This is a genomic window from Crossiella sp. CA198 (assembly GCF_052078295.1).
GTDB lineage: Bacteria > Actinomycetota > Actinomycetes > Mycobacteriales > Pseudonocardiaceae > Crossiella.
This window is the reverse complement of sequence record NZ_JBQJIM010000006.1, coordinates 226,750-251,451: the sequence shown is the minus strand read 5'-3', so window position 1 is coordinate 251,451 and position 24,702 is coordinate 226,750. Positions and strand designations below refer to the sequence as shown.

The 24,702-nt window shown below is 71.2% G+C and carries 25 protein-coding genes; 13 read left to right on the top strand and 12 right to left on the bottom strand.

Going from position 1 to position 24,702, the window contains the following annotated elements:
- The first annotated feature begins 12 nt into the window (after positions 1 to 12).
- Together ACTOWY_RS12345 and ACTOWY_RS12340 are read left to right on the top strand one after the other, a co-directional pair.
- The gene (locus ACTOWY_RS12345) at positions 13 to 783 is read left to right on the top strand and encodes an HAD-IIA family hydrolase (protein ID WP_441309861.1); all 771 of its coding nucleotides are present in this window, start codon (positions 13 to 15) and stop codon (positions 781 to 783) included.
- A gap of 26 nt (positions 784 to 809) precedes the next feature.
- The gene (locus ACTOWY_RS12340) at positions 810 to 1,565 is read left to right on the top strand and encodes a maleylpyruvate isomerase family mycothiol-dependent enzyme (RefSeq protein WP_441309732.1); all 756 of its coding nucleotides are present in this window, start codon (positions 810 to 812) and stop codon (positions 1,563 to 1,565) included.
- A 2-nt stretch (positions 1,566 to 1,567) separates the two neighbouring features.
- Here ACTOWY_RS12340 and ACTOWY_RS12335 read toward each other — a convergent pair whose 3' ends face one another.
- Complete coding sequence (locus ACTOWY_RS12335; RefSeq protein WP_247761540.1) at positions 1,568 to 1,750, bottom strand: hypothetical protein; 183 nt, start codon at positions 1,748 to 1,750, stop codon at positions 1,568 to 1,570.
- Between the two features lie 134 nt (positions 1,751 to 1,884).
- On the opposite strand from ACTOWY_RS12335, the gene ACTOWY_RS12330 reads away from it, so the two are divergent.
- Entirely contained in the window at positions 1,885 to 3,513 is a 1,629-nt protein-coding gene (locus ACTOWY_RS12330; RefSeq protein WP_441309731.1) for an AMP-binding protein, read from the top strand.
- Here ACTOWY_RS12330 and ACTOWY_RS12325 read toward each other — a convergent pair.
- Together ACTOWY_RS12325 and ACTOWY_RS12320 are read right to left on the bottom strand one after the other, a co-directional pair.
- Positions 3,510 to 3,908, bottom strand: coding sequence for an SSI family serine proteinase inhibitor (locus ACTOWY_RS12325; RefSeq protein ID WP_441309730.1), 399 nt, complete (start codon positions 3,906 to 3,908; stop codon positions 3,510 to 3,512). The genes ACTOWY_RS12330 and ACTOWY_RS12325 overlap by 4 nt on opposite strands.
- Before the next feature lie 67 nt (positions 3,909 to 3,975).
- Positions 3,976 to 4,746, bottom strand: coding sequence for a PhzF family phenazine biosynthesis protein (locus ACTOWY_RS12320; protein ID WP_441309729.1), 771 nt, complete (start codon positions 4,744 to 4,746; stop codon positions 3,976 to 3,978).
- A 32-nt stretch (positions 4,747 to 4,778) separates the two neighbouring features.
- Here ACTOWY_RS12320 and ACTOWY_RS12315 point away from each other — a divergent pair, with 32 nt between their 5' ends.
- Entirely contained in the window at positions 4,779 to 5,780 is a 1,002-nt protein-coding gene (locus ACTOWY_RS12315; RefSeq protein WP_441309728.1) for a Gfo/Idh/MocA family protein, read from the top strand.
- A 101-nt stretch (positions 5,781 to 5,881) separates the two neighbouring features.
- Positions 5,882 to 6,256 carry a hypothetical protein gene (locus tag ACTOWY_RS12310; RefSeq protein WP_185001453.1) on the top strand — a complete coding sequence of 125 codons (375 nt, stop codon included), beginning with the start codon at positions 5,882 to 5,884 and terminating at the stop codon, positions 6,254 to 6,256.
- Between the two features lie 18 nt (positions 6,257 to 6,274).
- Here the strand turns inward: ACTOWY_RS12310 and ACTOWY_RS12305 are convergent, their stop codons facing one another.
- The gene (locus tag ACTOWY_RS12305; RefSeq protein ID WP_441309727.1) at positions 6,275 to 6,745 is read right to left on the bottom strand and encodes an SRPBCC family protein; all 471 of its coding nucleotides are present in this window, start codon (positions 6,743 to 6,745) and stop codon (positions 6,275 to 6,277) included.
- Positions 6,746 to 6,845: 100 nt separating this feature from the next.
- Between ACTOWY_RS12305 and ACTOWY_RS12300 the strand changes: the two genes are divergently transcribed.
- Positions 6,846 to 7,694, top strand: coding sequence for a helix-turn-helix domain-containing protein (locus ACTOWY_RS12300; RefSeq protein WP_441309726.1), 849 nt, complete (start codon positions 6,846 to 6,848; stop codon positions 7,692 to 7,694).
- On the opposite strand, the gene ACTOWY_RS12295 is transcribed toward ACTOWY_RS12300, so the two are convergent.
- Both ACTOWY_RS12295 and ACTOWY_RS12290 read right to left on the bottom strand, forming a co-directional pair.
- Positions 7,678 to 8,622, bottom strand: coding sequence for a R2-like ligand-binding oxidase (locus tag ACTOWY_RS12295; protein ID WP_441309725.1), 945 nt, complete (start codon positions 8,620 to 8,622; stop codon positions 7,678 to 7,680). The two genes, ACTOWY_RS12300 and ACTOWY_RS12295, sit on opposite strands and share 17 nt — an antisense overlap.
- 3 nt (positions 8,623 to 8,625) lie before the next feature.
- Complete coding sequence (locus tag ACTOWY_RS12290; RefSeq protein WP_441309724.1) at positions 8,626 to 9,228, bottom strand: TetR/AcrR family transcriptional regulator; 603 nt, start codon at positions 9,226 to 9,228, stop codon at positions 8,626 to 8,628.
- Positions 9,229 to 9,311: 83 nt separating this feature from the next.
- Here ACTOWY_RS12290 and ACTOWY_RS12285 point away from each other — a divergent pair, with 83 nt between their 5' ends.
- Both ACTOWY_RS12285 and ACTOWY_RS12280 read left to right on the top strand, forming a co-directional pair.
- Positions 9,312 to 10,010 carry an HAD family hydrolase gene (locus ACTOWY_RS12285; protein ID WP_441309723.1) on the top strand — a complete coding sequence of 233 codons (699 nt, stop codon included), beginning with the start codon at positions 9,312 to 9,314 and terminating at the stop codon, positions 10,008 to 10,010.
- Between the two features lie 238 nt (positions 10,011 to 10,248).
- On the top strand, positions 10,249 to 10,638 hold the full coding sequence (locus tag ACTOWY_RS12280) for a cold-shock protein (protein WP_247761550.1): 390 nt from the start codon (positions 10,249 to 10,251) through the stop codon (positions 10,636 to 10,638).
- 49 nt (positions 10,639 to 10,687) lie between these two features.
- Here the strand turns inward: ACTOWY_RS12280 and ACTOWY_RS12275 are convergent, their stop codons facing one another.
- The 3 genes from ACTOWY_RS12275 to ACTOWY_RS12265 are packed head-to-tail and all read right to left on the bottom strand — an operon-like array spanning position 10,688 to position 13,589.
- Complete coding sequence (locus ACTOWY_RS12275; protein ID WP_441309722.1) at positions 10,688 to 11,170, bottom strand: DUF2771 family protein; 483 nt, start codon at positions 11,168 to 11,170, stop codon at positions 10,688 to 10,690.
- Positions 11,171 to 11,179: 9 nt separating this feature from the next.
- Positions 11,180 to 12,796: an MFS transporter gene (locus tag ACTOWY_RS12270; protein WP_441309721.1), complete on the bottom strand. Its 1,617-nt coding sequence runs from the start codon at positions 12,794 to 12,796 to the stop codon at positions 11,180 to 11,182.
- A gap of 7 nt (positions 12,797 to 12,803) precedes the next feature.
- Positions 12,804 to 13,589, bottom strand: coding sequence for a glutaminyl-peptide cyclotransferase (locus ACTOWY_RS12265; protein WP_441309720.1), 786 nt, complete (start codon positions 13,587 to 13,589; stop codon positions 12,804 to 12,806).
- A gap of 56 nt (positions 13,590 to 13,645) precedes the next feature.
- Between ACTOWY_RS12265 and ACTOWY_RS12260 the strand changes: the two genes are divergently transcribed.
- Positions 13,646 to 14,518 (top strand): DUF3027 domain-containing protein, encoded by an 873-nt coding sequence (locus ACTOWY_RS12260; protein ID WP_441309719.1) that lies wholly within the window; start codon positions 13,646 to 13,648, stop codon positions 14,516 to 14,518.
- Entirely contained in the window at positions 14,515 to 17,445 is a 2,931-nt protein-coding gene (locus tag ACTOWY_RS12255; RefSeq protein ID WP_441309718.1) for a sacsin N-terminal ATP-binding-like domain-containing protein, read from the top strand. The genes ACTOWY_RS12260 and ACTOWY_RS12255 overlap by 4 nt, the downstream gene beginning before the upstream one ends.
- 36 nt (positions 17,446 to 17,481) lie before the next feature.
- Here the strand turns inward: ACTOWY_RS12255 and ACTOWY_RS12250 are convergent, their stop codons facing one another.
- Positions 17,482 to 17,763 carry a DUF2530 domain-containing protein gene (locus ACTOWY_RS12250; protein WP_441309717.1) on the bottom strand — a complete coding sequence of 94 codons (282 nt, stop codon included), beginning with the start codon at positions 17,761 to 17,763 and terminating at the stop codon, positions 17,482 to 17,484.
- 54 nt (positions 17,764 to 17,817) lie between these two features.
- Here ACTOWY_RS12250 and ACTOWY_RS12245 point away from each other — a divergent pair, with 54 nt between their 5' ends.
- Positions 17,818 to 19,275 carry an NCS2 family permease gene (locus ACTOWY_RS12245; protein ID WP_441309716.1) on the top strand — a complete coding sequence of 486 codons (1,458 nt, stop codon included), beginning with the start codon at positions 17,818 to 17,820 and terminating at the stop codon, positions 19,273 to 19,275.
- Here ACTOWY_RS12245 and ACTOWY_RS12240 read toward each other — a convergent pair.
- Positions 19,272 to 21,935 carry a ricin-type beta-trefoil lectin domain protein gene (locus ACTOWY_RS12240; protein ID WP_441309715.1) on the bottom strand — a complete coding sequence of 888 codons (2,664 nt, stop codon included), beginning with the start codon at positions 21,933 to 21,935 and terminating at the stop codon, positions 19,272 to 19,274. The two genes, ACTOWY_RS12245 and ACTOWY_RS12240, sit on opposite strands and share 4 nt — an antisense overlap.
- 185 nt (positions 21,936 to 22,120) lie before the next feature.
- On the opposite strand from ACTOWY_RS12240, the gene ACTOWY_RS12235 reads away from it, so the two are divergent.
- Together ACTOWY_RS12235 and ACTOWY_RS12230 are read left to right on the top strand one after the other, a co-directional pair.
- Entirely contained in the window at positions 22,121 to 22,552 is a 432-nt protein-coding gene (locus tag ACTOWY_RS12235) for a MarR family winged helix-turn-helix transcriptional regulator (RefSeq protein ID WP_312986759.1), read from the top strand.
- A gap of 102 nt (positions 22,553 to 22,654) precedes the next feature.
- Positions 22,655 to 23,917, top strand: a complete 1,263-nt coding sequence (locus ACTOWY_RS12230; RefSeq protein ID WP_441309860.1) for an MFS transporter — start codon at positions 22,655 to 22,657, stop codon at positions 23,915 to 23,917.
- A 155-nt stretch (positions 23,918 to 24,072) separates the two neighbouring features.
- Here the strand turns inward: ACTOWY_RS12230 and ACTOWY_RS12225 are convergent, their stop codons facing one another.
- Positions 24,073 to 24,696 (bottom strand): superoxide dismutase, encoded by a 624-nt coding sequence (locus ACTOWY_RS12225; RefSeq protein WP_441309714.1) that lies wholly within the window; start codon positions 24,694 to 24,696, stop codon positions 24,073 to 24,075.
- Between the last annotated feature and the right edge of the window lie 6 nt (positions 24,697 to 24,702).

Genomic DNA, 24,702 nt, shown 5'->3' with positions numbered 1-24,702 from the left:
TGGAACTACCTGATGGACATGGACGGCGTGCTCGTGCACGAGGAGCACCTGATCCCCGGCGCGGATGAGTTCCTCACCGAACTCCGCGCGCACGACATCGGGTTCCTGGTGCTCACCAACAACTCCATCTACACCCCGAGGGACCTGCGGGCCCGGCTGCGGCGCACCGGGCTGGATGTGCCGGAGGCGGCCATCTGGACCTCGGCGCTGGCCACCGCCAAGTTCCTGGACTCCCAGCGCCCCAACGGTTCGGCCTACGTCATCGGCGAGGCCGGGCTGACCACCGCGCTGCACTCCATCGGCTACGTGCTCACCGACCGCGATCCGGACTACGTGGTGCTCGGCGAGACCCGCACCTACAGCTTCGAGGCCATCACCAAGGCCATCCGGCTGGTCGAGGCAGGCGCCAGGTTCATCGCGACCAACCCGGACGAGACCGGCCCGAGCCGGGAGGGCGTGCTGCCCGCGACCGGGTCGGTGGCCGCGCTGATCGAACGGGCCACCGGCCGCGCGCCCTACTTCGTGGGCAAGCCGAACCCGCTGATGATGCGGTCCGCGCTGCGTTCCATCGGCGCGCACTCCGAACGGGCGCTGATGATCGGCGACCGGATGGACACCGATGTGCGCTCCGGCCTGGAAGCCGGTCTGCACACCATCCTGGTGCTCTCCGGCATCTCCACCGTGGACACCGCGGACCGGTTCCCGTTCCGGCCCACCCGGGTGATCGATTCCATCGCGGACCTGGTCGGCAACGCGAACAACCCGTTCCCCGACGGAGTCTGACCGCAGGGCCTGGCTAATCTCGCCCGATGACCTCCGAGCTGACCATGATCGACTACCCGGCGGTGGTCGCGGCGCAGATCGCCGCGATCACCGCCGCGGTGCGCCGCCCCGGCGTGCTGGACCTGTCGGTCCCCTCCTGCCCCGGCTGGACGATGACCGAGCTGGTGACCCACGCCGGCGAGGTGTGCCTCTGGTGGACGCATGCGCTGGCCGAGGGCGGGCTGGAGCCGGAGGAGGAGGTCGTGCAGAGTCTGGCCACCCCCGGCGCCGACCTGCTCGGCTGGTGGGAGGTCCGGAGCGCGGCACTGGTCGAGGTGCTGCGGGCCACCCCGCCCGAGGCGATGGCCTGGTGCTGGTGGCGGCCGGAAGAGCGGGCGCCGGTGGCCGAGGTTGCCGGATGGGTGGCGCACGAGCTGCTGACGCACCGCTGGGACGCGGAGAACGCGGTCGGCGCGGCGAGTCCGGTGCCCGCCGAGCTGGGCGCGGCCGGGATCACCGAGTTCGCCCTCCGGATGCTGCCCGCCCAGGAGGCGAGCTGGGAGGAGGCCACCGGGCTGATCCGGCTGCACGCCACCGACCTGGACCGGACCTGGGACTTCCGCGCGAACCAGGACGGCCCGCGCCTGCTGACCGAACCCGGCGGCGAACCCGCGGTGCTCGTCGCCGCCACGGCCGGGGAGCTGGACCTGCTGCTGTGGCGCAGGCTGGAAGCCGACGCGGTCACCATCACCGGGGACGCCGCGCTGGCCACCGCGTTCCTGGACTGGGTCGACTTCAGCTGAGGTCAGGGCCCGCCGAAGTACTCCCGGTACCCGCCAAGCTCGGCCTCGGTCTTGCTCTGCGGGCGGTCATTGGCCGGGCCGCCCGCCGGGCTCGCGGCCGGGCGCGCCCCGCGGCGGATGAGTGCGATGGCCAGCAGTGCGATACCGCCGAAGGCCCCGATGCCCAGCACGATGAACTCGCTCATGCACCCACTGTCCCACCTCGATTCGCCGCCGTGGGCTTCGCCGGCCGGATTTCCGGGGCGGCGCCGGGTCGACGGGGACGGCCGGGGACGTGAGGATGGGGTGGTCTGGTCGCCGGAGTCGCGGAGGTGTTGTGGTGCCTGGGGTTGCTAGTTACGCCTCCGGGGTCTCGGATGTCCCGCTGCTGGGCGACACCATCGGCGACAACTTCGACGCGACCGTGGCGCGCTTCGGCGACCGGGACGCGCTCATCGAGCGGGTCACCGGGCGGCGCTGGAGCTACCGCGAGCTGGCCGCCGACGTGGACGCGGTGGCCATGGGCCTGCTCGGGCTCGGCGTGGCCAAGGGGGACCGGGTCGGGATCTGGGCGCCGAACTGCGCCGAGTGGGTGCTGGTGCAGTACGCCACGGCCAAGATCGGCGCGGTGCTGGTGAACATCAACCCGGCCTACCGGGTGCACGAGCTGGAGTTCGTGCTCAACCAGTCCGGGGTGCGCACCCTGGTGGCGGCCGCGGCGTTCAAGACCTCCGACTACGCCGGGATGATCGAGCAGGTCCGGCCGGCCTGCCCCGGCCTGCTCGACGTGCTGCTGCTGGGCGGGGCGGACTGGGACGCGCTGGTCGCGGCCGGGCGGGACGGTGATCCGGCCGGGCTGGCGGCGGTGCAGGGCGGGCTGTCCGCGGACGATCCGATCAACATCCAGTACACCTCGGGCACCACCGGTTTCCCCAAGGGCGCGACCCTCTCGCACCACAACATCCTCAACAACGGCTTCTTCGTCGGCGAGCTGTGCGGGTACACCGAGATCGACCGGGTCTGCCTGCCGGTGCCCTTCTACCACTGCTTCGGCATGGTCATGGGCAATCTGGGCGCCACCTCGCACGGGGCCTGCGTGGTGATCCCGGCGCCCGCCTTCGAGCCGAAGGCCACCCTGGCCGCGGTGCAGGAGGAACGGTGCACCTCGCTGTACGGGGTGCCGACCATGTTCATCGCCGAACTCGCCGACGAGGGCTTCGACGGCTACGACCTCAGCAGCCTGCGCACCGGGATCATGGCCGGATCACCCTGCCCGGTGGAGGTGATGAAGCAGGTCATCGAGCGGATGGGCATGCGCGAGGTGACCATTTGCTACGGCATGACCGAGACCTCGCCGGTGTCCACCCAGACCAGGGCCGATGACTCCATCCAGCGCCGGGTGTCCACGGTGGGCCGGGTGCATCCGCACGTGGAGGTCAAGATCGTGGACCCGGAGACCGGGCTGACCGTGCCGCGCGGCATCCCCGGCGAGCTGTGCACCCGCGGTTACTCGGTGATGCTCGGCTACTGGGCGCAGTCGGACAAGACCGCCGAGGCGATCGACCCGGCGCGCTGGATGCACACCGGCGACCTCGCGGTGATGGACGCCGACGGGTATGTCTCGATCACCGGGCGGATCAAGGACATGGTGATCCGTGGCGGCGAGAACATCTATCCCAGGGAGATCGAGGAATTCCTCTACACCCACCCGGATGTCCTTGACGCACAGGTGATCGGGGTGCCGGACGCGAAGTACGGCGAGGAACTCATGGCCTGGGTGCGGTTGCGGCCCGGCGCGGAAACCCTGACCGCACAGGCGGTCCGCGAGTTCTGCACCGGGCGGCTCGCGCACTACAAGATCCCGCGCTATGTGCACGTGGTGGAGGAGTTCCCGATGACGGTCACCGGCAAGATCCGCAAGGTGGAGATGCGGGAGAAGTCGGTGGAGTTGTTGGGGCGCGAGGACTAGACGTCGAAGACGTGGCCGGTCTTGCCGCGCAGCACACAGCCGTTGCCGTAGGTGTGCTGGTAGGCCAGCGGCTGACCCTGCCAGATTCCCTTGAGCGTCACCGTGACCGGCCGGTAGTCCATGGTGCACACCTGGGATTCGGGGTCACCGGCCAGGTTCGCCACCTGGCCCTGGGCGGCGGAGAGTTGCGCGCACGCCTGCGCCCGGTGCTGGTGGGTGCCGCCCGCCGGGTCGCAGTTCAGCGTGGCGACCTTGCCGGGTGGGGTGCCCGCCTCGCCTTCGGCGGTGGTCACGGTCAGCACGGTTTCCTGGCTGACCGCGGCGGCCGGTCCCGCGCCGAGCAGGACAACCGCCAGCACGGAGAACGCCAGGGTCAGTACACGTTGAGCAGCCATGCTTCCGGCATACCCCGAGATCAAACCTACTGGGCGGTTCTTCACTAGTTGGCGCGCCCAGGTTCACTCAGACGAGCAACTGTCCCTTGAGGACGGTTACCGCGCGTCCGGACAGGCTGACCCGGTTGTCACGCAAGGTCATTCGCACGATCCCGCCGCGTGGCGAGGCCTGTTCCGCGGTCAGCGGGCCGTCGCCGAGCCGGGGTGCCCACCAGCTGGCCAGGGTGCAGTGCGCGGAGCCGGTCACCGGATCCTCCGGAACGCCGAAGGCCGGGTAGAAGCAGCGGCTGACCACGTCCAGGCCCGGCCGGTCACCGGGCGCGGTGACGATCACGCCGCGGTTGGGGATGCGGCCGATCGCGGCCAGATCGGGCACGAGCGCGCGGACCTCGGCAGCCGTGGCCACCTCGACCAGGATGTCGCTGACCGCCTGCGCGGTGGCCTGGATGGTCACCCCGGGCAGTCCGGCCAGCAGGTCAGGGCCCGGTTCGATGGGCACCGGCCGGTCGGCCGGGAAGTCCATGGTGATCGAACCGTCCTCGGCCGGGGTGCAGCTCAGCTCGCCGCTGCGGGTGCTGAACCGCTGCTCGCCGCCGAGCACGTGCGCGGTGGCCAGGGTCGCGTGCCCGCACAGGTCGACCTCCATGGTGGGGGTGAACCAGCGCAACGGTTTCGCGCCCTCGGCCGCGGGATCGACGAAGGCGGTCTCCGCGTGCTTCATCTCCGCGGCCACCGCCTGCATCCATTCGGCGGAACGCGGTTGCGCCAACAGCACCACCCCGGCCGGGTTTCCCCCGAAGGCGGTGTCGGTGAAGGCGTCCACCACAAAGATCTCCACGACCGCCAACGTACCGGGTAGCGTCCGGGCATGTGACCGAGAATCTGCGCTGGGGCGTGGTGGCCACCGGCGGCATCGCGTCGACGGTGACCGCGGATCTGTTGCTGGTGCCGGGGATCGAGGTGCACGCGGTGTCCTCCCGGTCCCCGGAACGGGCCAGGGAGTTCGCCGGCCGCTTCGGCATCGCCAAGGCCTACGGCGACTACCACGAGCTGCTGGCCGATCCGGACGTCGACGTGGTGTACGTGGCCACCCCGCACAGCCAGCACCACGAGGTGACCTCGGCCGCGTTGCGGGCAGGCAAGAACGTGTTGTGCGAGAAGGCGTTCACCGTCACCGTGGCCCAGGCCGAGGAACTGATCGCACTGGCCGAGGAACGCGGGTTGTTCCTGATGGAGGCCATGTGGACCCGGTTCATCCCGTTGGTGCGCAGGCTGCGCGCGCTGCTGGCCGATGACGCGATCGGCGAGATCCGGTTGGTGCGCGCGGACTTCGGTGTGCAGGTGCCCTACGATCCCGCGCACCGGCTGTGGAATCCGGCGCTGGGCGGCGGCGCGTTGCTGGACCTCGGTGTGTACCCGGTCTCCTTCGCGCACATGGTGCTCGGCGTGCCCAGCGCACTGCACGTGCACGGTTCCCGCGCGGGCACCGGGGTGGACGCCGAGGCCGCGCTGCTGCTGGGTTATCCCGATGGCGCACAGGCGTTGCTGAGCACCTCGCTGCGCGCCCAGACGCCGATCACCGCCGAGGTGATCGGCAGCACCGGGCGGATCGAACTGGGCTCGCCGTTCTACGCGCCGACCCGGATGACCTTGCACCGCAACGGCGCCGACCCGGAGACCTTCCGCGCGCAGCTGTGGGGATCGGGTTACACCTACCAGGCGCGGGAAGTGGTGGAGCAGATCACCGCCGGTGAGGTGGAATCCCCGGAGATGGCTTGGGCCGACACGGTGAACGTGATGCGCACCCTGTGTGCCGCACTGGGCCGGATGGGGGTCGCGCACCCGGCCAGCAAGACGAGTTCTGCCCCCTGACGCTTCAGGTCTCTGGGTGCCCGGCCGATAGCCAACGGGTGGAACGGAGATCACTAGACGCCCTCGTCCACTCGCAAGACCTCGTCGAGGCGGCGCTCCGGATGGATCACGCCATCGGCGCGGACGGTCTGCCTCGCGCCAACGGCCGTGGCCTTGTGCACGACGTGATGCGCACGGCGGACCTGCTCCAGCGGGTCGCCGACGACCTGAAGGACACCGCGCTCACCTGGGTGGACGCCCAGGACATCAGCGAGGACGAGTACATCACGGTGTGCCAGCACCTGGACGAGATGATCCAGGGGCTGCAGGCCACCTTCGTCTCGGCGCAGGCCGCCTACCACGCGCTGGGCACCGAAGCGCGGGAAAGCCCCACGGCCGCGGCCATGGCCGCCCTGCTGGCCGTGACCACCCCGCTCGGGGAGGGCTTCCGCCCGCCCGCGCCCCGGCGCGAGATCCACAACGGGGCCGCCCGTTGACCCTGACAACTCAATCCGTCAGGCGGCCTGCTCGCTGACCCAGCGGGACAGCGCCAGCAGCGTGCTCTCCGCGCTGTCGGCCATCACCTCGCGGAAGCCGAGCACCGCCTCCCGGGTGTCGCCGAGACGCGGGTCCACCCGCAGCACCTGCCAGTGCTGGGCGACCACGGTGCCCGGCCCGTCCGCGGTGAAGGTCCAGCGCCAGCGCACCAGGCCGTCGGCCAGGCCGCCGACCACGAAGGCGAACTCGGCGCCCGGTTCGGCGGTCTGCACCTGCGACCGGCTCTGCCAGGACCGCTCACCGTGCTGGTTGCGCCCGGAGAACCAGGCACCCGGGCGCGGTCCGGCGCCCTCGTCGTAGTCGGCGCCGATCGCGATCGGGCTCCAGTTGCCGATCTGGGAGACGTCGCTGACCAGGTCGTACAGCGAAGCGGGGCTGGCGGGCAGCCAGGCCCGGCGGGTGAAGGTCAGTTCGTCGAGGGAGATCATGCCGCCACCGTGTCGGCAGGCTGCCGGGTTATCCAGCCCGGCGTTGTCCTACCACTGACAGTGTCACCCTCGGCCCGGCGATCACCCGGATACTCGGGGGATGGACTCCGGACTCGCCGATTTCCTGCAGGCCCGCCGGGCCCGGCTGCGGCCACAGGACGTCGGCCTGCTGCCCGGTGACCGGCGCCGGGTGCCCGGCCTGCGCCGGGAGGAACTGGCCCAGCTGGCCGGGGTGAGCACCTCCTACTACGTGCGGCTGGAGCAGGGCCAGTCCCGCAACGCCTCGGCGGAGGTGATCGACGCGCTGGCCAGGGCGTTGCGGCTGGACCCGGATGAGCACCAGCACCTGCGCGACCTGGCCGGCGCCGGGCAGCGCGGGCCGCGGGTGCGCAGGCCGCCGGTGGAACACGCCTCGGCTGGCACCCTGGAGCTGCTGCACGCACTGGGCGACACCCCGGCGCTGGCCATCGGCCGGGCCTCGGACGTGCTGGCCTGGAACCCGATGGGGCACGCGCTCTTCGCCGGGCACCTCGACTTCGGCGCGCCGCTGCGCCCGGACCGGCGGCCCAACATGGCCCGTCAGGTGTTCCTGGACCCGCACACCCGCGAGCTGTACGCCAGCTGGGACGAGAAGGCATTGGCGCTGGTGGCCACCCTGCGGCTGCGCACCGGCCGCTACCCCGGCGACCCGCTGCTGACCGGCCTGATCGGCGAGCTGTCCACCCGCAGCGCCGAGTTCGCCACCCTGTGGGCCAGCAACGAGGTCGCGGCCTGCAACGGCGCGGTGTACCGGCTGCGGCACCCGCTGGTCGGCTCGTTCAGCGTGCTCCAGCAAACGCTGATCCCGGTCGGCGAGTGGAACCAGACGCTGGTGGTGAACACCGCCAAGGACGAGGCGGCGCGCAGCGCGCTGGCCCTGCTCGCGCACGAGGTCAGCTCGCGCCGGTGACCGCCAGCGCGGCCGCGTCCTCCTGGCCGAACTTCTCCTCCAGCTCCTCCGGCGAGTAGTCCAGGTCGATCTGCGCCACCGGCACGCCGCGGGCGGACTCGATCGCGCCCAGCCGCCGCTGCGCCCGGTTGGCCGCGTAGGCCACGAACTCGTCCACGTCGAAGTCATACGGCTGGGTCTCGAACTGGTCCTGCACCCACTGGATCGAGGCCAGCGCGTGCGGCAGCAGCTCGCCCATCACCTGCTGCACCAGGTCCCAGTTGCGGTCGTCCGCGGCCACGTGCCGACGGCAGGTGAAGGTGCCCCAGGCCATGTGCCGCCGCTCGTCGTCGCCGATCTTGCGGATCAGCTCCTGCATGCCGGGCAGGATCCCGTTCTCCTGGCAGACCTTGTTCCAGGCGTGGTAGCCGGTCAGCGCCAAGGTGCCCTCGACCACGTGGTTGTAGGTGACGCTGGCCCGGATCTGGTTGGCCGGGCTGGGATCCTCGGCCACCGCGTGCAGGGCGGCGGGCAGCGCGTCGTAGAAGATCGTTCGGTAGCCGGGGTTGCCGTCCACGTAGCGGTGCAGGTCCTCGGTCAGGCCCACCGCGTCCAGCCAGCGGCGGAACACCTCGGTGTGCTTGGCCTCCTCGAAGGCGAACTGGGTCAGGTACATCTCGTCGGCGATCCGGCCCTCGGCGGCCATCGCCCGGATGAACGGCTGGATGTCCTCGGTCACCGCCTCCTCACCGGCGATGAACATCGCGGTCAGGTAGGTGCCGCTGGCGCGCTGGTCCTCGCCCATCGCGGCCCAGTCCAGCGCATCCTGGCTGAAGTCGATGTCCGCCGGGTTCCAGAACCGGGCGTTGCCCTTGACGAACAGGCGCAGCGGGAAGGAATCCCAGTTGAGCCCGCCCTGGCGTAGCGAGTGGAAACCCTGTCGCGTCACGTCTCACTCCTTTGTGGACAGATAGGGACCGAGCATCGCCTCGGCGACCGTGGCCACCGCCGCGGCGGCGTGCCCTGGTTCGCCGGAGGGCAGCAGCAGGTGGCTCACGGTCAGCCGCACCGCGGTCTCCGCGTACAGCTCGGCCAGCGGCGCGGGCAGTCCGGGCAGCCGGGCGCGGGTGTGCTGGCAGACCAGTTCGGCCGCCGAGGTCAGCACCGGGGCGCCGCGGGTGGTCAGGAACGGCAGCATGTCCTGCGCGTCCGCGCCGGTGAGCATCGCGCCGATCAGCCGGTTCTCCGCGGCGTGGATCAGGATGTAGCCGGTGGCCGCGCGGATGCCGTCGAGCAGGTTCTCCTCGCGGTCCAGCCGCTCCGCGGTGTCGGCCAGGAACTGCGCGGTCAGCCGCAGCGCGACCGCCTGCACCAGCGCGTCCTTGTTGCCGAACTCGTTGTAGACGGTCTGCCTGCTCACCCCGGCCGCGGTGGCCACCTCGGCCATCCGCAGGCCCTGGTAGCCGCCCTCGGCGAGCAGGTTGGCCGCCGCGTCCAGCAGCGTCTCCCGCAGCGAGGCCTTGACCCTGGCGCTGAAAGGTGTGATCTGAGCCACGGTCCGAGTTTGACACGAAGACGCTCGGTGTCAAGTGGTTGGACAGGGCTAATTCGGTTGTCAAGCGACGTACGGTAGGAGCCGTGGCTGACCTGACCGTGGGTTTCGACCTGGACATGACGCTGATCGACCCTCGGCCCGGCATGGTGCTGGCCATGGACGAGGTGCGCAGGCGCACCGGTTTCCCGGTCAATGGGGAGCGTTTCGCGAGCAACCTCGGACCGCCGCTGGACGGCTACTTCCGCGGCTGCGGCCTGGACGAGGAGCAGATCCTCGCGGGCGTGCGCGAGTTCCGCGCGCTCTACCCGGAGATCGTCATCCCGCGCACCGTCGGGCTGCCCGGCGCGGCCGAGTCACTGGCCGCGGTGCGGGCCGCAGGGGGATCCGCGGTGGTGGTGACCGGCAAGTACGGGCCCAACGCGCAGCTGCACCTGGACGCGCTGGGCTGGGAAGTGGATCACCTGGTGGGCGAGCTGTGGTCGACCGGGAAGGCGGTGGCGTTACGCCGGTTCGGGGCCAGTGTCTACGTGGGCGACCACATCGGCGACGTCAACGGGGCCAGGGCGGCCGGCGCGTTCTCGGTGGCCGTGCCCAGCGGACCGTGCACCGCGCAGGAGCTGCTGGCCGCGGGCGCGGACCTCGTGCTGGACTCGCTGACCGAGTTCCCTAGGTGGCTCGCCGGGTCAGCCGCGGTCCTCGCGGGACTGCCGGAACACCGCGAAAACGCCGAGCGCGAGACCGATCGGCAGCAGCAGACAGGCCAGGTTCAACCACAGGGGTAGCTCCGTCCGGCCGCTGGCGAACAGGTCGAACGTGCTGACCACGGCCAGCAGCCCGATCGCGAAAACCACGATGGCTACCGGTATCAGCTTGATCTTCGGGGCGGTCACGGCCACGCTGGAAGCTTAGACGTTCACGCGGGGACAACGAGTAGCGCGACTGACTCGGCTACTCTGGAGAACACGCGCCTCTCGGTTTCTTGAGGCGCGTTTGTCGTGACTTAGGGAAACGGTGAGGACAGTGCCGAGCGGCAGGGTCAAGTGGTACGACGCGGAGAAGGGCTTCGGCTTCGTGACCCAGGACGGTGGGGAGGACGTGTACGTGCGCGCCTCCGCCCTACCCGAGGGGGTAACCGCGCTCAAGCCCGGCATGCGGGTGGAGTTCGGTGTGGCCGACGGCCGCCGGGGCCCGCAGGCGCTCTCCGTCCGGCTGGTCGACCCGGTGCCCTCGGTGGTCGAGGCCCGCCGCCGCCCGGCCGAGGAACTACACGGCCTGATCGAGGACATGATCAAGGTGCTGGAGTCCACCGTGCAGCCGGACCTGCGCCGCAACCGCTACCCCGACCGCAAGGTGACCAAGCGGATCGCCGACGTCGTGCGCGCGGTGGCCAGGGAGCTGGACCCGAACTGATCTTGGCCTGGACGGCCGCGGCGATCAGCCGCTGTGCACACTGCGCGGCTCAGCCGCGGTCGTCCACCGAGACAACCCAAGTACCGCGCGTCCCGAAACTCACGCCGCCCTCGGTGTTGGCGCTGATCGCCGCGCCGAACTGATGCACCTCGATGGTCTCCAGCTGCGAGGTCGCCTCCGGCAGCTTCAGCGTGTACGCGAGCTGCTTGTTCGGCGCGAACACCTCGCTGCGCCCGTCGATCCGGCCGTTGTCCGGCTGCCGGTAGCGGAAGACCACCTGCCAGGGCGTCTGGCCGATCCGCGGGTCGACCGAGATGGTGACCTCCTGGCCCTTGGGCACCCGCAGCACGGCCGCGGCCTTCGGGTCGGCCTGGCAGTTCTCCACCTTCACGTCGCAGTACTGCGTGGGCTTGGCCGCGATCGACTTGCTCGCGGCGAAGAAGGTCACCTCCGGCGGTCCGACTGGGCTGGCACAGGCGGCCACGCCCAGCGCACCGGCGGTGACAAGCAGCAACGACAGTCCTCTACGCACAAAACGAGCCTATGTGGTCGCCGGACGCAGCGGCCGATCGCCTCCGAAGCCGGGGATCAGCGAGGAGCCGCGACCGGCCAGCAGGGTCTGGGTGAAGCCGACCGCCAGCAGCACCGAGACCACGGTGAAGCCGAGCCAGTACTCCGGCGGCAGCAGCAGGCCGACCGCGCCGCCCAGGGTCCAGGCCAGCTGCAGCACGGTCTCGGAGCGGCCGAAGGCCGAGGCCCGCGACTCCTCCGGCATGTCCCGCTGCACCACCGCGTCCAGGCAGACCTTGGCCAGTGCCGAGGCGGTCGCGCCGACCAGGCCGACAATGGCCGCCGTGGTCAGTCCGCCGAAGATCGCGGCCACCACGGTGGCCGCCAGCGTGGAACCCACGCACACCAGCAGCAACTGGTCTGGTTTGGTGAAGCTCAGCCGCGCGCCCACCGCGCTGCCCAGGAAGTTCCCGATGCCGGCGGCCGCGCCGATGATGCCCAGCAGCAGCAACTGCATCACCGGCTCGCCCTGGGTCTGCGCCTTGACCGCGAAGGCGGCGAAGAGCATCAGGAACCCGGTCAGCACCCGGATGGTGGCGTTGGCCCACAGCGTGACCACCAGCACCCGGCCCATTGGCTGCCGGGCCCGCTTGGGGTGCGCGCCGACCGTGGCGGGCACCTCGCCCTCGGTGACCTCCACCCAGGCCGGGATGCGCACGCAGGACCAGACGCCGACCGCGCAGATGGCCGCGGTGAACCAGAGCGCGCCCTGCGGACCGAAGAGCTGGCCCAGCCCGGCCGCGATCCCGCCGAAGGCCACGCTGGCGACCAGGCCGAACACGGTGAGCCGGGAGTTGGTCTTGACCAGATCCAGCTCATCCGGCAGCACTCTGGGCGTCACCGCGGCCTTGAGCACGCCGAAGGATCTGGACAGCACCATGCAGCCCAGCGCGGCCGGGTAGAGCGCCCAGCTGTCGAAGTTGAGCGCCATCACCGCGGCCAGCGCGATCCGGCCGGCGAAGGAGACGCCCAAAGCCAGCCGCCTGCCCTGCTGCAACCGGTCCAGCAGCGGACCGACCACCGGGGCGACCAGCGCGAACGGGGCCACCGTGATCAACAGGTAGAGCGCGACCTTGCCCTTGCTCTCCGCGCTCGCCGCGGAGAAGAACAGCGTGTTGGCCATGGCCACCGCGATGGCGGCGTCCACGGCGTAGTTGAGCATGGTGGCGTAGGTCAGCGCGGACAGGCCGGACTCGCGGGCCCCGTCGGCGTGCACCCCGCGGCGGAAGGCGCGCACCGCCTGCTGGGTCAGGTGCTTGCTGCGCCACATCATCACCCGGGTGACGGTGATCTTCTTCGGCGGCGTCGGGCCCTCCGGCTGCGGTTGCGGCGCGGTGGGCTCCTCGTACTGCTCGTCCGGGTAGTACGGCGAGGGCGGCGGCCGGTGCGGCCGGGTCGAGCGCGGTGGCGGCGGCGGAGGCGGGGGCGTGCGGCGGCGCACCGGCTCGGTGAGGCGCTCGCCCTGGTAGTCCGGGTCGTCCTGCCACGGATAACTCCGGCCGCCGGAGTTGGTGGAACTCGGCGGTTCGTAGCCGCGCGTGCGCCCGCGACTGCCGTTGCGGGTCGGCTCGTCGGGTCCGGGTCGCATCACACTCCTAATCCTGCCGTACCGGAACGAACTTGACCCGGAACAACGCAGGCCACAGCTTGCCCGTGACCAGGAACTCGTCCGTGCCCGGGATCGCCGCGATGCCGTTGAGCACGTCCGCGCCCGCCTGCTGCTCCGGCCGGAGCAGCCCGCTGGCGTCCACTGTGCCGGTCACCGCGCCGCTGGCGGGGTCGATCCGCAGGATCTCGTCGGTCTGCCACACGTTCGCCCAGACCACGCCGTTGACGCACTCCAGCTCGTTGAGGTTGCTGACCGCGGCCCCGGCGCGACGCACGGTGACCGTGCCGGTGACCGCGAAACTGCCGGGGTCGCGGAAGGTCAGCTGGTTCGAGCCGTTGCTCATGACCAGGCGGGCGCCGTCGTGGCAGAGGCCCCAGCCCTCGCCCTCGTAGTTCGCCTGGCCGGTCTGGGTGAGGGTCTGCCGGTCCCAGCGCAGCGCCAGGCCCTGCTGCCAGGTGAGCTGCCAGATCCTGTCGCCGATCACGGTGATGCCCTCGCCGAAGTGGTCGGCTGGCAGGTCGGCCCGCTGCCGGACCACACCGGTGACCGGGTCCACCCGGCGCAGACTGGAGGAGCCCTCCCGGCCGGTGCCCTCGTACAGCGCACCGTCGGCCAGCTCCAGGCCCTGGGTGAACGCGCCCGGATCGTGCGGCCGGGTTTCCAGCAGTTCCACCCGAAGTTTTTCCGGTGGGGGCAGCGGCGCGTCGGCCTGGCTCACCGCGGAACAGCCGGAAAAGACCAGGACCCCGCACAGCACCGCAAGGACTCGCACCGCTTCAGGGTGGCATGCCGCATCGGTGCCTGCCGAGATGCGGCACAATCTGCTATGTGACCCCAACCTCCACTCCAGCCGAGCACCGGACCGACTCGATCGACGGCACGCCGGAGAGCACCGCCCTGGTGAACGCGGTTCCGCTGGCGCAGGCCGCGGCCGAGGAGGCTGCCGAGGGCGAGGAGGTCGGCGGGCACGTCGGCATCTCGGTCGAGGACCCGGCTGCGGTCACCCACTTCTTCGAGGCCGCGCACCCCGGCTACAGCGGCTGGCGCTGGGCGGTCACCGTCTCCCAGGCAGGCGGCGAGGAGCCGGTCACGGTCAGCGAGGTCGTGCTGCTGCCCGGCCCGCAGGCCCTGGTCGCGCCGGACTGGGTGCCGTGGAACCAGCGGGTCAAGGCTGGCGACCTGGGCGTCGGCGACCTGCTGCCCACCGCCCCGGACGACCCCCGCCTGGTGCCCGGCTTCCTGGCCAGCGACGACTCCGCGGTGGAGGAGGTCGCCAAGGAGATCGGCCTCGGCCGGATGCGGGTGCTGTCCTGGGAGGGACGCGCCGAGGCGGCCGAGCGCTGGACCGGCGGCGACTTCGGTCCCGGCAGCGATATGGCACGCAGCGCGCCGGGCTCCTGCGCGGGCTGCGGGTTCTTCCTGCCGCTGGCCGGGGCACTGCGGGCGGCCTTCGGGGTGTGCGGGAACGAGTACGCGCCCGCCGACGGCCGGGTGGTGCACGCCGAGTACGGCTGTGGCGCGCACTCCGAGGCCGAGGTGGACACCACGCCGCTGGTGCCGGTGGCCGAGGTGGTCTACGACGACTCGATGCTCGACGTCGAGCACACCGTGCTGACCGGGCAGGCCCCCGAGCCCGAGGCCCCCGCCGCCGAGACTGCCGAGACCGAGGCCGACGCCGCCGCGAACGAAGCACGGGAGTGAACGAACTCTTCCGCGCCGACGAGCTACGCCAGGCGACCCTGGCCGCCTGGGCGTCCTCGCCGACCCGGTTCCGCGAGGACGCCAACGCCGAGGACGACCTGCGCTACGGCGGCTACCGCGACCGGCTCTTCGTCGAACTCGCGCAGAACGCCGCCGACGCCGCGGGCGCGGGCGGCATCCTGCGCGCCACCGTGGCCGAGGGCGAACTCCGGGTGGCCAACACCGGCGCCCCACTGGATGCCGAGGGGGTGGCCGCGCTCGCCTCGCTGCGTGCCTCGGCCAAGCGATCCGGTGGCGTCGGGCAGTTCGGCGTCGGGTTCGCCGCGGTGCTGGCGGTCAGCACCGAGCCGAGCGTGCGCTCGGCAGCCGGTGGCGTGCGGTTCTCCGCCGCGGACACGCTGACCGCGGTCCAGGCGCTGCCCGAGCTGGCCGCCGAACTCGCCGACCGGGACAACGCGGTGCCGGTGCTCCGGCTGCCCTGGCCGGTGGATCCTGCGCCGCTGCCGCCCGGCTTCGACACCGAGGTGTGCCTACCACTGTCCGATGTGGACGGTCAGGCGTTACTGGATCAACTGGCCGGTCAGGCCGAGGACCTGCTGCTCGCGCTGCCCGGACTGAGCCGGATCGAGGTCGCCGACCAGGTCTGGACCCGCACCGACCACCCCGACGGCACCACCGAGCTGCACACCCCCGACGGTCCGAAGCGCTGGGCGCTGCACCGGGAATCCGGGCAGCTCGGCGAGGAGGTCCTGCTCGGGCTGGGCGTGGAGGCGCGGCGGCGGACCGGCTGGACGGTGTGCTGGGCGGTCCGGCTGGACGAGTCCGGTCAGCCGCGACCGGCCGGGTCCGACGTGCTCTACGCGCCGACCCCCACCGACGAGCGGCTCTCGCTGCCCGCGCGGTTGTTCGCCGGGCTGCCGATCGAGCCCTCCCGGCGGCGGCTGGCGCCGAGCCCGGCCGCGGACGCGGTGCTGCGCGCCGCCGCCGCGTGTTACCCGCGACTGCTGCTCGCACTGCCGCCGACCAGCCGGACCGCGCTGGTGCCGCTGCCGGAGTTCCCGCTCTCCGAGGTCGACGAGAAGCTGCGTGAGCTGGTGCTCACCGCGCTGAGCAACGCCGAATGGCTGGTCGGGGCGGAGGAGGACACCGTGCTGTCCCCGCGCCAGGCCTGCCTGCTGGACGTGGCAGCGCCGGAGCTGGTCGAACTGCTCGGGCCCTCCCTTGGCGGGTTGCTGCCCGCCGAGCTGGCCGAGGCCGGGCACCTGCGCGCGTTGCAGGCTGTCGGTGTGCGGCGGATCCGGCTGCCCGAGGTGGTCGCCACCGTGGCCGGGGTGGACCGCGCGCCCGAGTGGTGGCACCGGCTCTACACCGCGCTCGCGCCGGTGGCCGAGGTCGACTCCACCGCCCGCGAGGAACTCGGCGCGCTGCCGGTGCCGCTGGTGGACGGTCGCACCGTGACCGGCCCGCGCGGGGTGCTGCTGCCCGAGGTGGCCGCGGACATCCTCACCGCGATGTCCACAGTGGACATCGGCCTGCGGGTGGTGCACCCGGACGCGGCGCACCGGCTGCTGGAACGCCTTGGCGCCCGGCAGGTGGGCGCGGCCGAACTCCTCGATGAGCTGCGGCCCGCGGTGGAACGCAGTGTCGAGGACCTGGAAGCCGGACTGGACACCACCGCGCTGACCGAGGTGGTGCTGCGGCTGGTGGACCTGGCCGGACTGCGCAGGGGCGAGGCGCCCTGGCTGTCCGCGCTGGCCCTGCCGGACGAGCACGGCGACCCGCGCCGCGCGGACGAACTGCTGCTGCCGGGCTCGCCGTTGCGCGCGGTGCTGGGCGAGGACAGCCCGCTGGGCGTGGTCGCGGCCGATGTCGCCGAGCGCTGGTCGCCCAGCCTGCTCACCGCGATCGGCGTGCTCGACTCCTTCCCGATCATCGTTGATGAGAACCCGGCCGGGCCCGAGCACGACCTGCCGGACGAGCAGGAGTGGTGGGACGAACTCGCCGCCGCGCACCCGGCAGGGGAAGGCCCTCGGCAGATCATCGCGGTGGGCGATCTGGACCTGGTCGCCGAGGAGCACTGGCCGGCGGCGCTGCGGCTGCTCGCGGCGGATCCGCTGGCCTGGCAGGCACTCCGGCTGCGGGACGGGCACACCGCGTGGTGGCTGTCCCGGTTCGCGCTGATCGGCGGCCGCCCGCCGCGGGATTGGCGGCGGGCCGACGTGGACGAGCTGAACGGCCTGTACGAGGTGGTGCCGGCCGAGGGCCTCAGCGACGAGCTGCTGGCCCTGCTCGGCGTCCGCGATTCGGTGGAAGTGTCCGATGTGGACGATGCCATCGACGTGCTGGCCCGGCTGGCCGACCCGGACCGCCTGGTGCGCGAGGGCGTGGTGCTGCGCGCGCACGAGGCCCTGGCCGACGCGGTCAGCGAAGGCCGGGTCGATCCGGCCGAGGTGGACCCGCCCGCCGCGGTGCGCTCACTGGCCGGGACCGTGGTGGCCACCGAGCGGGCGCTGGTGCTGGACGGCCCGTGGTGGCTGGCCGTGCTGGACCCGGCCGAGGTGGTCGCGGGCGGCGAGGCGTCCCCGCTGGCCGATCTGCTGGACCTGCCGACCTCCGACGGCGACGAGGTGGTCAGCGACAGCCAGGTGCAGCCGTGGGCGGAACTGGACGGCGTGGTCGAGTCCTGCGACCTGCTCGGCCTGGACTACCCGGACGGCGACCTGCACGTGCACCAGGAACTCGTGGTGCTGGTGGACGAGGTCCGGCACACCGTGCCCTGGTGGCTGGACCCGGACGGCGACCTGCACACCACCGAGGAACCGCAGGGCCTGGCCCGCGCGCTGGCCTGGACCCTGGACCGCTGGGAGGACCGGCACCTGCTGGCCGCCCTGCTCGCCGATCCGACCGCGCCGACCCTGTTGCGCTGAGCCGACGGCGTCGCCGCCCACCGGGGTGGCGACGCCCTAGACCCCGGTCTGCGCCGTGCGGGATCCGCGCCGGGCCGCGGCCCGCTGCCAGGCGATCACGGCCAGCCCGGTGAACCCGAGCAACCCGCCCACCAGGCAGGTCCAGGTCCAGGTGGACTCGGTGCCGCGCAGCACCAGCAACACCACGAACGCGGCGAAGAAGATCCCGGTGCCGACCGAGACCGCGGGCACCGCGTCGGTCAGACCGCGCGGCAACGCCGGCGGCGGCGGTGGGGTTTGCCTGTTCGTAACCGGGCTGGGTTCGCTTCTCTCGGCCACGTCAGGCAGGCTACCTGCCGAAACGATCGCCAGTGGCAGCAGGGAGGAGCCGCGATGGCCAAGACGTGGGTGCCGTCCGGTCTGGACCGGTTCTTCAAGATCTCCGAGCGTGGTTCCTCAGTCAGCCGGGAGGTCCGCGGCGGCCTGGTCACCTTCGTGACCATGGCCTACATCGTGGTGCTGAACCCGCTGATCCTGGGCAGCTTCTCGGCCCAGGACGCCGCGGCCAAGAAGGACGTGCTCGGCGAGATCCTGCCGGTGCCGCAGGTGGCCGCGGTCACCGCGCTGGTCGCCGGGGTGATGACCATCCTGTTCGGACTGATCGCGAACTACCCGTTCGCCATCGCCACCGGCCTCGGCATCAACAGCCTGGTCGCGGTCACCATCGCGCCGCAGGTCACCTGGCCGGAGGCGATGGGCCTGATCGTGGTCAACGGCCTGGTGGTGCTGCTGCTGGTGGTCACCGGGTTCCGCACCGCGGTGTTCAACTCGGTGCCACCACCGCTGAAGGCGGCCATCGCGGTCGGCATCGGCCTGTTCATCTGCCTGATCGGCCTGGTCGACGCCGGCTTTGTGCGCCGCGTCCCGGACGCCGCGGGCACCACCGTGCCGGTCGGCCTCGGCATCGGCGGCTCGATCGCCTCCTGGCCCACCCTGGTGTTCGTGGTCGGCCTGGTGCTCACCGGGATCCTGGTGGCGCGCAAGGTCCGCGGCGCGATCCTGATCGGCGTGCTGGGCAGCACCGTGCTGGCCATCGTGATCGAGGCCCTGGTCAGCGCTGGCCCGTCCAAGGGCGTCAACCCGCGTGGCTGGAACCTGGGTTACCCCGCGCTGCCGGAGAGCTTCTTCAGCCTGCCCGACCTGTCCCTGGTCGGCGAGGTCTCCTTCGGCGCCTGGACCCGGCTGCCCGCGCTGGCCGCCGCGATGCTGGTCTTCACCCTGGTGTTGACCGACTTCTTCGACACCATCGGCACCATGACCGGCCTGGGCAAGGAAGCCGGTCTGGTGGACAAGAACGGCCAGCTGCCCAACACCAGCAAGGCCCTCTTCGTCGACGGCGTGGCCGCGGTCGCCGGCGGCGTCGCCTCCAGCTCCTCCAACACCGTCTACCTGGAGTCCGCGGCCGGCATCGCCGAGGGCGCCCGCACCGGCCTGGCCAACGTGGTCACCGGCCTGCTGTTCCTGGCCGCCATGTTCTTCACCCCGCTCTACCAGGTGGTGCCGGTGGAGGCGGCGGCTCCGGCGCTGGTGATCGTCGGCGCGCTGATGATGACCCAGATCACCGACATCGACTTCACCGACTTCACCATCGCCCTGCCCGCCTTCCTGACCATCGTGGTCATGCCGTTCACCTACTCCATCGCCAACGGCATCGGCGCAGGCTTCATCAGCTACGTCGCCCTCAAGGCGGCCACCGGCAAGGCGCGCACCATCCACCCCCTGATGTGGGTGGTGGCCGCCGCCTTCCTGCTGTATTTCGGCATCGGGCCCCTGCGCGCGCTGTTCGTCTAGCCGAAGCCCCAGAACTGGTTCAGCCCGCGGTGGACGTGGTAGACGACGATGTCCGCGCCGTTGTTCGGGTTGAAGTTGCCCACGTCCACCGCCAGCCCGTTGCCGCCCGCGCGCAGTACCCGGGTGGCCGGGTTGTAGGTCCAGACCTGGCCGTCGCCGCCGCAGGGCTGCACGGTCACCAGCTGCGGGGCCGGTGGGTTGTCCGGGCCGTGGTCCAGGCAGCCGCCGCTGCCGATGGCCATCCGGCCGTCCGGGCGGTGGGTGAAACGCTGGGCGGGGCTGCCGTTGCAGTCGTAGAGCTGGATCTTGGTGCCGGGTGCTGACGAGCCGCCGGCGGCGTCCAGGCAGCGGGCGCCGTCCAGGTCGGTGTGCAGCAGGGAGTTGTCCGGGCGCGGGCCGCCTGCCGGGGTCCAGGTCTGGTTGGGGTTGCCCAGTGGGTGCCACAGGCCCAGTTCGGCGCCGCCGTCGCTGCGGTTGCCGAAGACGTCCAGGACCAGGTTGTTCGGCGCCAGCAGGGCGCGTTTGGCGGTGTCGTAGGTGAAGACCTGGCCGTCGCCGCCGCAGTCCTGGATGGTGACCACCCGGCCGGCGGCGGCCTGGTCGTCGCCGTAGTCCAGGCAGCCGCCACTGGCCACCGCCAGCCTGCCGTCAGCGCGCAGGCTGACCCGCTGGGCGCTGCTGCCGTTGCAGTCCCAGATCTGCACCTTGGTGCCAGGGGTGTTGCGGGCGCCCGCCGCGTCGATACACCGCTCGCCGGGCTGGTCGGTGGTGACCGGCTGCTCGGTGAAGGTGGCCCGGCGCGGGGCCTGCGGGTCGAACCGGACCGGCACCGACACACTGGGCGCGCCGGTGGCGGTGAGCAGGAAAAGCATGTGGTAGCCGGGTAACGCGGCGGTCGCGTCGGCCGGGGCGCGCAGCGTCATTCGACCGTCCACTGTGGACTCAACGGTCAGTTCCACGTGCCGCTGGGTGGTGTTGAGCGAGTGCGTGGAGGCACTCGGGGCGACCAGCACCGCGCGGGTGGCCGGAGCCTCGCCCTGGTAGTCCACGGTGAAGGACTGCCCGTAGGACAACACCTCCGGCGCGTGCGTGATCGACGGGCGCGGGCCGCGGAAGAGGTTCGGCGGCTGGTAGACCTCGATCGAACCGAGCAGGTTGTCGTTCTTGTCCGGGTCGCGGGTCATTTGCTGGAACTCATCGCCGGTGACCAGCACCCGGCCGTCGGCCAGCAGCACCGCGTTGGAGTGGTAGCCGCGCGGCATCGCCGAGGACGGGCCCAGCCGCCAGTTCTTGGCCGCCGGGTCGTACAGCTCCACCTGCCGGTACCGCTGATCGCCCTCGGCCACCTTGTACCCGGCGCCGTAGTCGCGCAGCGCGCCGCCGGTCTCGCCGTTGACCGAGAGCACGCCGCCGTCAGGCAGCAGCACCAGGTTGTCGTTGTTGCGGCTGAACGCCCTGGTGCTGTCGGTGACCCACTGTCCGGTGGCCGAGTCCAGCCGCAGTGCCTTCGGATCACCGGTCAGACCACCGGCCAGCAGGGCCTGGGTCGGGCCCTGTGGCCCGCCGGGCAGCGCCACCGCCGGGCCGTAGCGCCGGATCATCCCGTCCGGCCGGTCCGCCAGCCGCTGGATCGACCAGGACGTGGTGTTGATCCGGTGCTGCTGGTCGGCGCCGCGGCCGAGCAGATAGGTGGAGCCGTCGGCCATGGTGAAGGCGTGCGGGTAGTCCCAGGCGAAGACCTGCATGGGCGCGGTCTCACCGGGCAGGTTCGTCTGATTCCGTTGGGTGACACCGGGAATCGGGGTGTTGCGGGCCGGGAACAGCTCGGTTTTCGAGGTGAGCCAGCCGTTCTCGTCCTCGCCGGAGACGGTGCCGACCCGGCCGTCCGGGGTGAGGAAGGAGGTCGGGTACCAGCGGCCGACGGAGAGGTCCTGCTGCCGGTGCCAGGTCTCGGTCCACGGGTCGAAGGTGAACACCAGCCGGGCCCCGGACAGCTGGCCGTTCTTGGCCAGGTTGCCGCCGAAGACGGCCAGGTTCCCGTTGGGCAGGAACACCATCCCGGTGCAGAACAGCGGCGCGGGCCGGGCCTGCCCGGTGCCGTCCGGCATGTCGATCACCGGTGGCGGCACCGATTTCCACGCGTTCGCGCCGGTGCCCGCGCTGGGGTCCCAGAGGTGCGCGCGACCGCGGTTGCGCACCCCGACGGTGTAGGTCGGACTGGTCTCTTCCTGCGGGTTCTTGGTGACCTCGTCGAAGCTGAAGCTGAGCACCTTGCCGGTGGGCAGCACCGCCACGTGCACGCCGTAATCCGGCGAGGGCTGGGCGGTCCCGCTGGTCTCGAACCGGCCCACCTCGTGCGCCGGACCGGGTGGCGGCGGGGTCTCACCCGGCGCGTCGAACCTGGCGTGCGGATCGGCCTTGCGCCCCTCCCGCAGTGAGCGCTTGCGTGCCTCCAGGTGCTCGCGGGCGTGCTGCTCGCCGAGGATCTTGCGTTCCTGCTGGTAGAGGTACTCCGGGGTGTCCCGGTCCGGGCTGGCTCCCGGCGGCTGGCCATGGCTGTGTGAACCGTGGTCGTGCGCGGTGTGCTCGTGCGGTGGGGCGGCCAGGGCCGTCCCGGTGAGTAGTACGGACAGCACCAGCCCAGGCAGGATTTTGCGCACGCCGAATACACCTTCCGTTACGGAGTGGATTGGGCGTGAGTTCCCCCCGACAGGCCTTGCCGCCCTGCACTCAGTTGACGGTGCAACTGCTGTTCTGGGTAGAGCCGAATGGCCGCAACCAGCCGTCTTGTGTCGTAGGTCAAACAGCACAGCCGCCGGCGAAAGTCGTGAGGTATGCTAAGGATGTGTCGGAGTTTGAGACAGAGCCCACTCTCGCCAGCCGGTTGCGGCTGTCCGTCGTGCGGCTCAACCGCAGGCTCCGCGCCCAGCGCACCGATTCCACGGTCACGCTGACCCAGCTCTCGGCGCTGTCCTGCCTGTTCAAGTGCGGACCGCTGACCCCGGGTGAGCTGGCGGCCAAGGAAGGCGTGCAGCCGCCCTCGATGACGAGGGTCATCGCCGCGCTGGAGGACCACCGCTTCGCCACCCGGCGCCCGCATCCCACGGACGGCAGGCAGGCGATCGTGGAGATCAGCGATCAGGGGCGGGCGTTCATCCGGGCCGATGTGCAGGCGCGGGAACGCTGGCTGGACAAGCAGTTGGCCGAACTCGACGACTCGGACCGGGAAGTGCTGGCCCGTGCGGCCGAGATCATAGACAGGATGGCGGGGCAGTAACGAGTGACGACCTACGCGGAACGTGAGCCGGAACAGTTAGACCGTTCACCCAACGACTCCCCACCCCCGCGTAGCAGTCCATCTCCCGTGCGGCGCAAGGGCATGTTCGCCTCGCTGCGCACCCGCAACTACCGCTACTTCGTCGCAGGCGCGAGTATCTCGCTGATCGGCGTCTGGATGCAGCGGGTCGCCCAGGACTGGCTGGTCCTGGATCTCTCGCACGGCAGCGCGGTCGCCCTCGGCATCGCCGCCGCCCTGCAGTTCGCGCCCACCCTGGTGTTCTCGCTGTGGGCGGGCGTGCTGGCCGACCGGATGGACAAGCGCAAGCTGCTGATCGGCCTGCAGACCGCGATGGGCCTGTGCGCGCTGGCGCTGGGCCTGCTGGTGGTCACCGGCGCCGCGCAGCTCTGGCACGTCTACGCGCTCTGCCTGGCGCTGGGCTGTTTCACCGCGGTGGAGACGCCGGTGCGGCAGTCCTTCGTGGTGGAGATGGTCGGCAAGGACCAGGTGACCAACGCGGTCGCGCTGAACTCGATGAACTTCAACCTGGCCCGGATCACCGGCCCGGCCATCGCCGGTGTGCTGATCACCCTGATCGGCACCGGCTGGGTGTTCCTGCTCAACGCGGCCACCTTCGTCGCGGTGATCCTCGGCCTGTTCCTGATGAACCCGGCCCAGCTGCACCGCGGCACGCCGGTGCCCAGGGCCAAGGGCCAGCTGCGCGAGGGCCTGCGTTACGTGCGTGGCCGCAAGGACCTGGTCGTGCTGATGGTGCTGGTGTTCTTCGTCAGCACCTTCGGCCTCAACTTCAGCACCACCCTGGCCGTGGTGGCGCGCAACGTCTTCCAGCGCGACGCCGACGGCTACGGCCTGCTCTCCACCCTGCTGGCGGCAGGCACCTTCCTGGGCGCGCTGCTGGCCGCCCGGCGCAGCACCAAGGGCAAGCCGCGGCTGCGGGTGATGATCGGCGGCGCGATCGTGTTCGGGATCCTGGAGATCGTGGTCGGGCTGATGCCCACCTTCACCGCGCTGGGACTGATGCTGATCCCCACCGGCATCGCCGTGATGACCTTCACAACCACGGCCAACTCGACCGTCCAGCTGGCCGTCCGGCCGGACATGCGCGGCCGGGTGATGGGCCTGTACATGCTGGTCTTCCTGGGTGGGACCCCGTTGGGCAGCCCGGTGATGGGCTGGGTCGCGCAGGAGTTCGGCGGCCAGGCGCCGCTGCTGGTGGGCGGGATCGTGTCCCTGCTGGCCGCAATCGTGTGCGGAGCCGTTCTCGCAGGTCGCGGCGGCATGCGCTGGCCGGTCGGCCGATGGTCACGCTTTCGGGTGCGCCGCCGGGGCTTGACGACGGAGTGAAGTAAGCCTAACCTAAGTCTTGTCCGCTTCGTGGTGGGAGCGGCAGTCAGTTCGGGAACAGAGTGAGGCCCCGGCTCCGTAAGGAGTCCGGGGCCTCACTCTTTCGGCGACGTCAACTTGTCGGAGCATCCACCGCCGAAGTTCTGGGGCAACGATCAGGGCAGCAGCAGACCGTTCTTGCCCGCGCGGGCGTCCTCGAAGCGCTTGCCGACCTCGGCCCAGTTCACGATGTTCCACAGGGCGTTGATGTAGTCGGCCTTCACGTTGCGGTACTGCAGGTAGTAGGCGTGCTCCCACACGTCGAAGACGACTAGGGGGGTGGTGGCGATCGAGAGGTTGGAGTGGTGGTCCTTGAGCTGCTGGGTGATCAGCCGCTGGCCGATCGGGTCCCAGGCGAGCACGCCCCAGCCGGAGCCCTGGATGGTGGTGGAGACGGCGTTGAGCTGGGCGCGCAGCTTGTCGAAGGAGCCGAACTCCTCGTCGATCGCGGCGGCGAGTTCGCCGGTGGGCTTGTCTCCGCCGTTGGGCGAGAGGATCTTCCACCACACCACGTGCATGGCGTGTCCGGCCAGGTTGAAGGCCAGGGTGTGCTCCAGGCCGACGATCGAGCCGAAGTCGCCCTTGTCCCGGGCCTCGGCGATCTTGTCCAGGGTGTCGTTGGTGCCCTTGACGTAGGCCGCGTGGTGCTTGCTGTGGTGCAGCTCGTTGATCTCGCCGCTGATCGCCGGCGCGAGCGCGGAGTAGTCGTAGTCCAGATCGGGCAGGACGTAGGCGCCCATCAAGAG